The sequence below is a fragment of the Mesorhizobium sp. M0910 genome, assembly GCF_040319465.1.
Classification (GTDB): domain Bacteria; phylum Pseudomonadota; class Alphaproteobacteria; order Rhizobiales; family Rhizobiaceae; genus Mesorhizobium.
The window spans coordinates 37,988-50,322 of record NZ_JAMYNZ010000009.1; the positions used below are offsets into that span (position 1 = coordinate 37,988).

Annotated in this window: 12 protein-coding genes; all 12 read right to left on the reverse strand. The window is 58.8% G+C overall.

Going from position 1 to position 12,335, the window contains the following annotated elements:
- Positions 1 to 14 precede the first annotated feature (14 nt).
- The 12 genes from NKH78_RS22375 to NKH78_RS22430 all read right to left on the reverse strand — a co-directional run bounded on the left by NKH78_RS22375 (position 15) and on the right by NKH78_RS22430 (position 12,057).
- Complete coding sequence (locus tag NKH78_RS22375) at positions 15 to 776, reverse strand: dCTP deaminase domain-containing protein (RefSeq protein ID WP_352884030.1); 762 nt, start codon at positions 774 to 776, stop codon at positions 15 to 17.
- A 2-nt stretch (positions 777 to 778) separates the two neighbouring features.
- Positions 779 to 1,360, reverse strand: a complete 582-nt coding sequence (locus tag NKH78_RS22380; protein WP_352884032.1) for a hypothetical protein — start codon at positions 1,358 to 1,360, stop codon at positions 779 to 781.
- Positions 1,357 to 2,172 (reverse strand): thymidylate synthase family protein, encoded by an 816-nt coding sequence (locus tag NKH78_RS22385; RefSeq protein ID WP_352884034.1) that lies wholly within the window; start codon positions 2,170 to 2,172, stop codon positions 1,357 to 1,359. The genes NKH78_RS22380 and NKH78_RS22385 overlap by 4 nt, the downstream gene beginning before the upstream one ends.
- The gene (locus NKH78_RS22390; protein ID WP_352884036.1) at positions 2,172 to 2,825 is read right to left on the reverse strand and encodes a C1 family peptidase; all 654 of its coding nucleotides are present in this window, start codon (positions 2,823 to 2,825) and stop codon (positions 2,172 to 2,174) included. The genes NKH78_RS22385 and NKH78_RS22390 overlap by 1 nt, the downstream gene beginning before the upstream one ends.
- Positions 2,822 to 3,754: an ImmA/IrrE family metallo-endopeptidase gene (locus NKH78_RS22395; RefSeq protein WP_352884038.1), complete on the reverse strand. Its 933-nt coding sequence runs from the start codon at positions 3,752 to 3,754 to the stop codon at positions 2,822 to 2,824. Before NKH78_RS22395 ends, NKH78_RS22390 begins: the two co-directional genes overlap by 4 nt.
- A gap of 79 nt (positions 3,755 to 3,833) precedes the next feature.
- The gene (locus NKH78_RS22400) at positions 3,834 to 4,190 is read right to left on the reverse strand and encodes a helix-turn-helix domain-containing protein (protein ID WP_352884040.1); all 357 of its coding nucleotides are present in this window, start codon (positions 4,188 to 4,190) and stop codon (positions 3,834 to 3,836) included.
- A gap of 8 nt (positions 4,191 to 4,198) precedes the next feature.
- Positions 4,199 to 4,561 carry a hypothetical protein gene (locus NKH78_RS22405; protein WP_352884042.1) on the reverse strand — a complete coding sequence of 121 codons (363 nt, stop codon included), beginning with the start codon at positions 4,559 to 4,561 and terminating at the stop codon, positions 4,199 to 4,201.
- A gap of 68 nt (positions 4,562 to 4,629) precedes the next feature.
- A complete protein-coding gene (locus tag NKH78_RS22410) occupies positions 4,630 to 5,016 on the reverse strand; it encodes a holo-ACP synthase (RefSeq protein WP_352884044.1) in 387 nt (128 codons plus the stop codon).
- A gap of 20 nt (positions 5,017 to 5,036) precedes the next feature.
- On the reverse strand, positions 5,037 to 5,807 hold the full coding sequence (locus NKH78_RS22415) for a DNA/RNA non-specific endonuclease (protein ID WP_352884046.1): 771 nt from the start codon (positions 5,805 to 5,807) through the stop codon (positions 5,037 to 5,039).
- 190 nt (positions 5,808 to 5,997) lie between these two features.
- On the reverse strand, positions 5,998 to 6,237 hold the full coding sequence (locus tag NKH78_RS22420) for a hypothetical protein (protein WP_352884048.1): 240 nt from the start codon (positions 6,235 to 6,237) through the stop codon (positions 5,998 to 6,000).
- A 9-nt stretch (positions 6,238 to 6,246) separates the two neighbouring features.
- Complete coding sequence (locus tag NKH78_RS22425) at positions 6,247 to 7,746, reverse strand: S8 family peptidase (protein ID WP_352884051.1); 1,500 nt, start codon at positions 7,744 to 7,746, stop codon at positions 6,247 to 6,249.
- Between the two features lie 381 nt (positions 7,747 to 8,127).
- A complete protein-coding gene (locus tag NKH78_RS22430) occupies positions 8,128 to 12,057 on the reverse strand; it encodes an AAA family ATPase (protein ID WP_352884053.1) in 3,930 nt (1,309 codons plus the stop codon).
- Between the last annotated feature and the right edge of the window lie 278 nt (positions 12,058 to 12,335).

The following is a 12,335-nucleotide window of genomic DNA, read 5'->3' on the forward strand; positions in this document are numbered from 1 at the left end:
GCCGCCGCTAACAGCTACGGCGTCGCAGGTTGGGCCGCCGGTGTCGCTGGTTTTGGTACCGGCGGAGCCGAGATCGACGGGGTTGCGGGAATACCGGCCTTCAGTTGACTAGCCGAGCAATCCTTCAAAAAGATTGCGACAAGCAGCGTTCCGAGGATCGCAGCGGTTGTCTTGAGAAGGACGTGCTCCTTCTCGATGCTGGCCATGCGGTCTGCCAGACGCTTGTCTGTATCCTTGATCTTAGAGTCCAGCCCCGAGAAAGACTGCACTCCGTCCGCGATATAGCTTACCAGATCGGGCGGGATGTTCTGGTACCCAGGCTTATCACCAACCTCTTTGTAGTCCCTCAAATCAGCGTACCAGATGTGAAAACACGCCTCACCATGTTCGAGGTGAACCGCGCGTGGTCCGGCGTTGAAAACCGAGAAAATGAGCTTGCCCCGAAAACCGGGATCGACATGGAAGCCTGAGACGTTGACCAGGCCTTTGAATTTGTATTTGGCCCGAATGGAAATGAACGCCAGAGCATTCTCTGGAATGAAGACCTCTTCATGAGTGATCAACAGGGTGAACTGGCCCGCTGGAATCTGAAAATCATCTCCGGAGCTCAGGCGCGTCTTCGTCTTGAGTGTGGTGTCGCTTCCAACACCCGTGGGCGAAACATAAACTTCCTCACCGACCCGAAGGCGATAAGTTGCGCGGTCAAGAAGGTCGGAGTCAAAAGGCTTGATAAGATCAGGTAGGCGCTGCTCTAGTTCCTTGTTGCCCCAAAACATCTTCAGCCCCCGCTTGCCAGAGTCCGATGGAAGATCGAACGGCGTTCGATGAACCTAAGCCGCTTGCGGTAGTGGTCGACGAGGTCAAGCTTCAACGCGGCCGCGTATCCCACCACGAGCCTGAACAGCGCCAAATTGCTCTCGCGCATCATCGTGTTGAAGGGCGCCATCTCGAGATGGTCCCAGGACTCGCAGGCCTTTGCGAGCAACCCGGCGGCAATGGCGTACGCCCTAATAAAAGCACTCTGCCCTTCCGGTTGCGGAACCGGGGCCTCATCTAGGCTTGAGATCGATGCCCATTCCTCGGCTACTGCCTTGCCAAGATCCTGGTTGATGGTGTTTGCGGTGGCGAGCGTGATGATGAAGGCGTCTGTAAGTACCGCAGCGAAGCGTTCGGCGTCGGCCGCCTCGAAGAAGTAGGCGACGTACTTTCCGTTGTGCAACGCCATGTGCTTCACCCGCTCAGCCAGGGGCAGGATTACCACATCCTTGTGAAAGCTTTCGTCATGGCGCAGCTGCTCGAGCTGCAATTCGTAGACGAAGTCGGCGACCGTAAACCGCACCTCTGCTCCGAGCGTAGTCATACTGCCTCCTTGACGGCATAGAGCTGGCGGCTCGCCGCGAGGAGTGCATCGATGTCGCCCATGTTCCACTTGCGTTTGTCGCCGGTGTCAAGTTTGGCGTAGGTGGAGTTGATAGTGAGGGGGCCAACGTCCAGCCCGGCTTCATGAGCAAGGAAATACTGCAGGCGAGCGAGGCCGAGCAGATTCCCGAGCAGGCGCTGCACGTAATAGTGAGAGCGATAGGTCGCGTTCAACCGAACCTTGCCGTGGTCCAACTTGATGCTCAGATGCATTAGGCAGGGCAGGTGACCGTACATTGGGCGCCGGTCGGCTGCGTCGTTGTAGATGGCAATATCGTCGCCAACCGCCTCGCAATCCTCCATCGCATGGCCTAGCCCCAGCTCGAAGGTGGCTTTGTACTCGCCGTGGTTCTGGATCTTTTTCAAGAGTTCCTTCAGCGGATTGTATGTCGTTCCGTCCCGATCCTTCTGGCGAAGGATGCGCATGGCATAGTTCCCCCACTGCCGGTCTTTTCTCGCTGCGTGGATCTTCGCCATCCGCTCGGGATAGGTCTCGAAGACTGCCTCCTTGCCACCGCGGATGTAGTCTTGGAGGGGGAAGATCGTTTCGGCCACCGTGGAGACCGGAGCCCCGCCGTGCCGCACGAGGAAGCTCTCGACGCCTGCCAGCACGGTGGCGTCCGCTTTGGACAGAGGCGATGGGTTCGTGATGTGGAGGATCACATCAAAATCCTCGTGGCCCGGCATCCTTTGGAGGTACTCGCATGCTGCGAGCCACACCTCGGGAGTGCTCGTGCCCTTGATCAGCTCCATCACTTTTCTCCCTTCGAGATTATGGCTGTTTCGCACAGTTGCGCTTCCAGATAGCCTTCCGAGACCCAAGCGTAACCCTTCAATCCCCACGACGAGCCCCAGCTGTTGCGGATCAACACGTAGAGACCGCCGCTAAGGTCGTACCCGTACCCTACGGCCAGTACGGCGTGACCTCCGCGCTCGGTATCAGCCGGCAAAGCATTGATCCGGCCAGTTCCATCCGGGACCCTGAAGCCGTCGGTGATGACCAGCCCCAGAACGACGACCTGTCCGTCTTCCAACAGCCGACAGATCTCATTGACGTCCAGTTCGCCGACGTCGGCGTCAGCGTGGAAAAGCTGCCCCAGCTCATCCGGAGGTATCCAGTCGGGGGGATAAAGCTGGACCTTGTGATAGGGCCAGATCGCTTCAGCGGGCTGGCCATCGTCCTCGATGGCAGAGGCGACCACCTCCATCGCGGCACCCATGTCAGGATTGGCACCCGGCGAGCGGGCGACCGACTGGAAGTAGAGGTACTCTATCGACAGTGAGCGGCCGTCGCCGCGAGAGTGCTCGTGGGCGCTCGACGTGGCGAAGGCAAGGCAGCAGTTCCGTCGCCCCTGCCTTCCTGCCGGTGGCAGGTCCGAACGCAAGTCGATCATCGCAACGATCACGGGCCGATACCCCGCCGCCGCCGCTCAACCCGCGACAGTCCACTGTCTTCCTTCCCTTCGAGCACCAGTCTGAGCTGGAGCTCGGGGTCTCCGTCCGTAGCCTCGTCTGTAGCCTGACGTTCTTGCAGACGAATCTGGGTGGCCCCGCGACCAGGTGGACGCGCAATCACCGTCCGCTGGGCTGGAGCACCATAAAGCAGTGGATCTCGGGAGAAGGTGGACTCGTCGGCCAGCACTTCGTAGCCGGCATGCCTGAGGTCACTTAAGTCCCACTGGTAGCCGCCGTCTACCATCTCATCGAGGTCAAACCGGATGAGGTCATCGGGATTGCCGCTTACGCTCGAGCCCGAGTCCTTGCGGGTGAGGCGCCAAACGTCGGCCCAGGAGTCGCCGGGGCGGAACGACTTGCCGGCAGTGGTCTTGAGTTGCGCGACCTTGGACCGAGTCAGTATCTCCACTTCGGCGCGGTCAAGGATCTGATGGCCTGCCAGCCCCCAACATGTGGCCGAATAGCTCGCACCCATCCGTAGCGACAGTTGGTAGACAACGTCCGGGTTGCGTAGGTGGCCGGTGGTCCAGCCCTGAGTCTTCGCGTGATGGAAGTACAGCCAGCGGGGCAGCAGGAACTCGGCTGCGAACGCCTCTGCCTGAATTTCCGGGAGATCGCCCTTGTTGCCCGAGAAGGGATCCCGGGCCAAGATTTCTTGCTCCTTGTCGATGCTGCCCGTGTGCTCGAGGATCACGTGCCCCAGCTCATGCGCCGCTGTAAAGCGCTGGATGTGCAGGCCGCGCAAGGTTGTCACCATGATGCCGCGCATCGGCGCCGGCAGGCAAAAGCCAAGGGCCGAGGTCAATGGCTTGAAGATCAGAGCGATATCGAGTTCGTCGATAGCCTCGAAGATGTCGACCTGACCGCCGGATTCGATCACTCGCCTCTCGAGGTCGAGACCGCGGTGAACCCGCTTTGCGGCGGCGACCGCCCGTAGCCTGGCCAGGGAGGACGCTGATCTAGCCATTGTCCGGTCTCTTCGGTGGCCTAGCTTGAAGGAATTGGGCGAAGCGAAGCAGCTCGTCCCGATCCTCTGTAGACAAGTCCTTAGCTGCCCGCGCCAGAGCAGTCACGCTGTCCGGGATTGCTTCAGCCTTAGCTTCGCCTGACAGGTATTCGATGGTCTGCGCGTAAATCCGAGCGAAGTTGCCTAACTCCACCGCGTCGACCTTGCGCCGGCCGTTTTCGATCTGGGACAGCGCCGACCGGGATATGCCGACGGCGTCGGCAGCCTCTTCCTGCTTGAGTTCGACGTATTCGCGAGCCTTGCGCAGGCGCTCGCCAATCTCTTGCCACCTGTCCCCTTCGTTTGCCATCACATCACCTACGCTGCAGCCTTCACGAGGGGCTTCTTGACCTTTAGATCCTTCGTAAAGACGCGCTTAAGGAGAGGTACCAAATGGTCGGCCATCTCCTGGAAGTCATTGTAACCGCCGGGCTTGATGATCTCGGGTGGCAGTTCGATGCCCAGCACCTCCTCGGTGATGACCGTAGTATCGACGATGCGCTTTGAATCAATGGTAGGCCGGCCGGACACTACCGAGCCCCCGGTCCCGCTTGGAGCAGATTTGGAAATGACGTCATCGATCGACGCAGCTTCGTTGTCGAACCATTCCTGCAAGCGTTTGAGCAATTCCGGCACCTTGGCGTCGAACTGTTTCCCGAGATCATCTATGGTCGCGTCCATGGCACACCTCGTGTTCGAAAATCGAACATAAAGATGATTGTTGTGTTGGAAAAGTCAACCCCCCGACCTCAGCGGGTGACGGCGAAGAGGATTGCGCTGGCGCCTGCCAAGCCCTCCTTGCAGAATGAGTCAATAACTATAAGGCCTTGATAGCCCTTGCCTGCGACAGCGTTCATGCGGCGCAGGGCACCACCCGAGAAACGCGCTTTGCCAGGAAGTTCGATTTCAATGCACCTCCAGTGGACGCCTTTGGTCATGCCGGTCCCAAGGGCTTTCGAGCATGCTTCCTTCGCGGCGAACAGCTGTGCAACGTACTCCGCATTGTCCCAGGACGGCGCCCTGTCTAACTCGGTTGGTACGAGGACTTTGTTCGCCCAGGATCGGCCCAGGCCCTCTAGTGAGCGCCGTATCCTCTCGACGCTCACAAGGTCAATGCCCAGACCGACGATCTTCACGGTCTAAGGCCTCCTGCCGCTCAGCGAGTGAGATAAAAGTCGGCGACGCTCGTCACTTCGACCTCGAAGTTCTCACCGGCACCCTCGAACACATCGTAGGCGACATACTCGTCGAGGTTGAGGCCCGTATCGGTTGCGATGCTTGCAATGCTGACCTGGGTGTCCTGGAAGTCGCCGAAGACGAAAGCCGCCTTGGCCGGACGCGGCAGGAACTTGGCTTGCGACCGCTTGTAGCCAATGGTTGTTAGCTGCTTGTTGGTTCCGTTCACGAAAGCAACGATCTTCCAGAATTCGATGGGAACCTGGACATTATAATAAGTCGGATCCTCCCCGCGCATCACCGGACCGGTGAGGACGCAGACCTTGAGGTTCTCATTGTCCGAATTGCCGAGGACGTATTCTTCTAGAGCCAGCCAAATGCCGGCGTTGAAGCCTTGGCGCTGCGGGGCAACATTGGTTACGTGAAAGGTATCCGCGTCGGCCTGCTCGAGCAGCTTGACGTCCTCGCCCCAGTTGGGATCCTCCCGTCGGGTCATGTGGCCTCGCGAGAAAAAGCCCTGGTTCTGGTTCCCGTAACCCTCGCGAAGATTCTGGTACTGGTTGGGTATCCGAGGGTCACGGCGCCAAACGTCGGTGCGGTTGACGTCCCGGTTCGACAGCTTGCCGTCGATGTTGACGGCGCTGACAAATGGGGCGCGGCGGCTCTTAGATATCCGAACCGAGAAGTTGCGGTACGTCAACTCGGTTGGATCGGCGCCGTCACGGCGGGCGTCATCGAGGAGTTCGACCACATCGCCTTTCCATTTTCCCTTTGCGGGTGATGGGAGCGGCAAGGTATCTCCCATGAATTTTGGATCGTAGCCGTTTCGATCCCTATATTCGCCGATCGGCCGTAGCGCTTCGGTAACTCGGAGTGTCGATAGGTCTTCTGCTGGTGGTCCAAACGTCTTCCGATGCATATCAAGGCCCCTTGCTTAAAAGCTATTTGATGCTGCGATGCGGACGGTGGTCCGATAGCTGCCCTTCCGTCGCTAAAGTCCATCCGTCGATCTTTGCAGCAACCTTCTGGACCTTGGCCGGCTCACCGATGATCTGAATGGTCCCCGGCACAACTTCTTCCGCCTCGAACCCTTCCAGGGTCTCAAGCGTGCGATCTACTTCTGACGGCGTTGGATCCGCCGGGCTCCCGTAGACTAGGACAAATGTGCGCTTCTTCTTCATGGCCATTTACTAGGTGATGAAACCGCTTCCTTCGAACTCGGCGCCAAACCCAAAAGCCTTCGCATTGACGAAAGCGAGCTTGATGATGTCGTCGGACCTCTGCTGGTCCCTGTCGGCCGCCATCAGAGCTTGGTTTGTGGAGAGCAAGCCAGCTATCTTGGCCGTAATTACGGGGCAGGCCATCGAGGTTCCATCCATCACACCTTTCTCCGTTTTGGACACCCAAGATATAATGCCGACACCCGGCGCAATGAAGTCCAGCTCGTTGCCCACGTTGCTGAAAGTTCCGAAGAACACCTTCTGTATCGGCGCGGGGGCCTTGGCGACGTATCTGCCGGTGCTAGATCCAACTGGCCAGGAGTCGATGGCGCCACACGCTGAGACGGCGAGCATATGGCTTGATCGCGCGGGATAGAGCACGGAGCTCATGTAGTCGTTGCCGGCGGCCGCCACGCAGACAGTGCCAAGCTGTCGTGCCCGGCGGGTCTCGCGGCTGATGCTGAGCGCCTCCGTGGCTTGACCGAGGCTCAGGTTTATGAGGTCGCAATTGTTGTCCACAGCGTCTCGAATAGCCTTCGAGATCGCTACTTCGCCGGCCGTCTCGTCCTTTCCGCCGAAGACCCGATAAATGAAGAGCTCTGCGTCTGGAGCGATCCGCCGGATTATGCCTGCAACATGAGTGCCATGGCCAACGCCGGTGTCCTCCCACTTGTCCACGGCGTCGACACCCGTAGTGTTCTTGCCGATGGTCGCATCCAGCCCCTCGAACTGGTCGGCGCCGGTGTCAATGATTGCAATGCGGACTCCGGCACCGCGGTTCTTCCCTTTGGGGCCGATGATGTCGAGGCCGTCCTTATGCTTGGGACCAATCGGGATGACCTCAACCGTGACCTGTGTGTTTCCGGCCTGGTTGACAACGATAGCGGCAATCTCCCCCGGCCAGTAACCTGCCTTTGGCACCGCGATGATGCTGTTGATGGCATTGAGCGCATTAGGAAGCGGCGTCGTCATCTGGCCTTGGGCGTCGGTCCATTTGTTAGTGATGCCTTGACCGGTCTTGGCGTTGAAAATGATAATAAGTTCGGTGTTCGGCACCGGCCTCCCGGTGCCTTTGGACACTACCGTGACGGTGAGCGTGTTGATCGGGTTGGCCTTCGGCAGCTTTGGCTGAGTTATGCCGGCCGCTAGAGGCAACGTGCGCAGTGGCCGAAGCCGCACCTCTTTGACGACACGTAGGCTTGGATAGTGGTGAGCCAGCTCGTGTGCTTGGTCGGATGTCATCTCGACTAGCGCAGCCTCGCTGAGGTCGACGCTATCGATTACCTTGAACTCGCCGACGTCCGATGCGACGGCCCTCCTGGTCATCTTGTAGAGCGGCCTGCGTTTCGCCGCTCGTGTATTCAGTGACTTAAGGAATTGCGTGCTCTCGGTTTCGCCTGCCAAGTCGAAGTTGTTTGGAATGATGACATACCTGTCGGTCGACTTGTTCAAACGCTTCTTGGCTACCACGTCCTCGCCCCTCCCAAGAATTTCTTTTAACCTAACATGCCTTCCGAGTGGTTTATATGATTGTGGCTGAAGGCGTTTGCACGGTTAGGAATCTGCTACGAACATTAGGACTCGCCAGCTGATGCGCGTGTCATGTGAGCGCCAGATCCAGGCAAGTGGAAACACAAGCGAGGTGCCTCACCGGGCGCTTTTCAAGGTTTTTTGTTCGATGTGACGGCGATCTGGCCAGCGGAAATTGTGACGTCAAAGAACCTCGACAGTCAGATGCGTTGGCAATGTCCGCTTCCGCAACGCGACGACCGTCTGTTGAACGTCCGACTTTAGGCGCAAAGCGGACTCGCCGCTTTTGGTCGCGATCGACTTGGTTTGCGCGTCACATCGCTAGACGTTGTAAAGCACGCCGACGATTTTCCGAGCGCCAACGACCGATGGAACCCCGCATGCCGCCTTTCCAACAGAAAGGACCTGAGACGATCCCATCCCGCCTATGCTCTCGAACAGCCTGAGATGGGAAAGGTCGCCAGGAAGTGCCGACCCCACCCGCTTGAAAATGCTTGATCCGTCATCAAGGAAAAGGGCAACGAGGGCGTCCTGATGATGCCCGAGGGTATCGAGTTCGATGTGATCCCCTCCAAGGACGACTTGCTTGTCCAGTGCGAGCGGCACCGCACTTTCATCGACCACGCGGAAGGCCACCGCGATCCGCTGCAACTCCCTGTTGACGTCAACAGCTACGGCCTCTTCTGGGCCATGATCGACGCGCACCCTGTGGTCGAAAATGATCCCGACAACTTGGTGAATTGCCGTTTCATCCTCGGGCAGAAAGACGGTTTTAGGATTGCGGATGCGCGGGTCCGGCGTCTCGGCAGTAAGGCCGATTAATCCGCCATTTGCGCTGCGAACCAGCCGGCGCGCGTAAATATCCTTGCCGTGACGAGCGATCACAAGCCGCCGGTCCGCGCTTGGTGCTGCGATCGACTTAACGATCGCAAGACTGCCAGCGGGTGCCGCGAACCCGAAGTTGGCCCGCCTGAGATAGTATGCGACGCAGCCCTCAAGAACGCGCGAATCCAGAATCTCTGGTTCGTCCTGAGTTCCCGTAGCCGCCCGGTGCCGGGTAAAGGCCGCCAAGTCAGGACAGATGATGACCTGCGGTGTGGAAAGCGAAGTAAAGTCGATCGCAGCTGGCGCCTCAAGCTTCTGCTTCGCTTCTGGGGCGTCCCGCCGGCGCCAGCGATAGCATTCGTCACGCATGTCCTCGGCAAGTTTGATCAGATGGACCAATTGGCTAGCGCATAACGCGACCTCTCCAGCAGTGATGTCTAGGCGACGTCCGTGATGGGCCTTGTTCATCAAGGCCACCACCGGGGAATTGTCACCCAACGCGGGGTGTTCAGTGAACCGCCTGAAAATGCCTGCGCCAAACATCCCGACCGATCCGGCACGCGCCAATGGGCGCATACGCTGCACGAAATCGGCGAGCGTGGGATTCGGCGTAGCCTTCGCCCAGGATGAATGGGCCGGATCGTCGAACATGTCCCCAAGCTGCGCTTCGAGGAACACGCGACATCCATCGGCGAACTCGCGTGCGGGCTCTTCTTCATTTGGGTCGGCATCAAAGCGCTTCTTGCGCTCAAGAAGGACGGCATGGGGTACGATCGTCCTGACGCGGGGCTGCAGCCGTGTCGCGGGATGCATTGCAAGATGCTCAATTCCGCCCGGAAGCTGGATTTTGGCAACTCGGCTGCTGAAGCGGGGATCATAGGACGTAACGATCACCTGCGCCCCCCCGCTCGCCAAGTTCCCGAGTGCGGCCGCTAGCCGCTCCCGGTTTTCGTCGTCAAGCAACTCCTGGGGATCGTCAAGCACGAGAGTAGTCAGACCGCCACGCTCCTTCAGCACGTGCTGCCAGAAGGCGAAAAAGAATGCGACCAAATTCGCCCTTAGGGCCGATGCGTTCGTGACATGTTGGGCTGGAGCCGCGACACCTCCTGCTTGGACGACGAGTTCCAATTCGCCTTTGCGGCCCATGCCGGTATCGACGAGTTGGTGAGCCGTATCGGGAAATGCGCCGAGATAGATCAGATGCCGCCATGCGGCGGCGTCAGTTCGAAGGATTTTGCGAAGCTGGTCGACTTGCCTGTCAGCCAGTGTTCCCAAATCAGCGAGTTGGCTGAGCGCCGTGCTTGCCGTCGCGTAATTGGCAAGCCGGATTTCAGCTGCCCGACGCGTCGCCAAGTGCTTTGAGAGCCGTGCACACTGGGTTAACGCGTCCGATATCGGCTCGGCTGCTTTGACGATGTTTTGAAGTTCCAACAGCTTCCCGGTAAGGGTTAGCTTCTCTGCAGGCTCCCCTTCCTTGGGCTTGCGCCCGAGTACGCGGTTGAGGACATCCTTTGCCAATGCATCGTTGTTCTGGCGCCAACGGGCAAAGCGGATTGCCCGGTCAAGCCGCTCCAAGGCCAGTTGAAGGTCGCTACACCCTGCTGGCAAAGCGATGGCGACGGGATCATCCAATTCCGCGCGATTCTCGAATACGCCATCGAGGCTGGAGGCCGTGGGGGACTTCAACTCGCCAAGAATGCCCGCAAACGGTGCGAACGAAAAAGCCTCTTCAACGAGCGCTTTTCTCAGAAGGTCGCACGGATTTGACGGCAAGTCCGTAATCAACTCAGCGCGAAGCGCCTCGGGTAACGAGCGCAACATATCACCATGGGCATTTGCCGCCCAATGGGCAAGGGTTTGCGACAAGAGGTTAGCATTGGAAGCAGCCCCGGCCAGGTGTTGTTTGACCGGCTGACCCGTCACAGGGTCGACGGCATGTGAATGATCGCCACCACACACGACGCACCGGTCTTGGTCGCGTGCTGGGTCCGGATGATCCGTCATCCAGGCCTTGATCCGCGCATACAAGCGCGTTCGTGCTGCGCTTGACGGATTTTGCGCCAGTTCCTGGAGGGTACGCGCTTCCGTCAGAATGGCAGTCAGCTTGTTTTCGGCACCGCCAAGCTGGTCCGGGGTCAGTTTGCGGAGGTCGGCGAGTCGCGCGATCGACTTCAATGTTTGAGGCTGGCTGAAACGCTCGAGCGCGCGACCGATGTTATCTTCGAGGTCGGAACGCAGTTTTGCATCGGCGGGATCGAAACGCCCGCCAAGGATCTCTTTCGCGGACTCAAACGCCGATGCCTTTGCGTCGTCGAAGTGCGCCTTGATGGTCTTAACCTTTTCCTCAATGGCCTTGTCGTCCGACGGGACTGGCACCGCCATCGGCGGCTCAAGCCCAGCATGGGTCCGCAAGATTTTTTCGAGGTCGCCTTTGGCAACGTTGTAGTCGGCGTCCGCCTTATCGCGTTCGCTGCGCTTAGCCTTAACGAGGTCTTTGTCAATTTTGGTTTTCGCGCGGCGCGTATGTGCGGCAAGGTCCACCAGCGCAGATAACCCTGTAAGCTCTGACACTGCGCGTCCCAATTCTGACTCGGATCCCAACCGAATGAGCGGGAGTAGGGCCGGCATGACGGTGCCGATGCGAAGTGCGATAGGATCGACCCCAAGCGCGGATAGATCGGGTGGCAACTCCTTCAGCTTGCCCTGAAGCGAGCGCGTTATGCTTCGGCGGATTGGGGGAAGCTCCACGCCGCCGTCATCAACGAAGGTCAGTTCAACCCATGTATCTGCGGGAACCCAGTCCTTGTCTGGCCGGTACTCGTCCAGGAGTGGCATGGGTGTCAGTGAGGACAATTTGTGCGTTGTCCGCTCGTCCTCCGCATTGCCTATCCAGCAATCAAAGTCCTCCGGGTTTTCCGGCTCGCGCTGCGGCCGAAGCATCTGACCGGTGAGGGTCCAGATGACGGTATTGAGCAGGGAGGTCTTGCCGGATCCGTTCCGCCCTTCGAAGAGCGTGATTGGGGACCAGAACTCATGGACATAATTCTCCGGAGCCGCATCCGGTGTCCCAAACTTATGCAGGCCGGCGAACCGGTGGGCCTCCACCCTCTTCAGCCGAAGGCGCCGATTGTTCGCGTTCGCGGGCCGCGAGGGCAAGGCCTTCACGGCAGGTGGCGGTTGGGAAATCGCGTCCACGAGTTCTTCCGCATGCAGGGAGCGGACATCAGCACTCCAGGTCGCCGGGCCACGATTTTGATACCATGCCAACGCGCTACGCGTTGCAGTATCAGGCAAAGAAAATCTGCGCGAGCCTTCAATGAGAACTGGGATGCCTGTAATCAAATCGGCAACTAACGAGTCTATTGTGTGCAAATGCAGCGCACGAGCATTTAGCCCATCGATGTTTTCGTCTGACCCTTCTTGCACCGGAGACACCTTCACCAATGGTATTGGGGTAGAGAGAGTGTGTGACACTAGCGAAATAATTGTCCGGTATCAGAAAATTTTGCCTTCGAGGGGGTGCCTGCCAACAACTTTGCAGTTAAGCGAGTCCTTTTTGCGCCAGTCCGCTTCTTGTCGGTTCCGGCCGGCGTGGGGCTTTTGGAAACAGTCGTGAAAAGCAGCGCTGGTTCGCAAGGCGCTCCACTACAATCTCACCCTGACCGTAGTAGCATGCATTCCCCACGGTTAGTTGCCTTCAACTT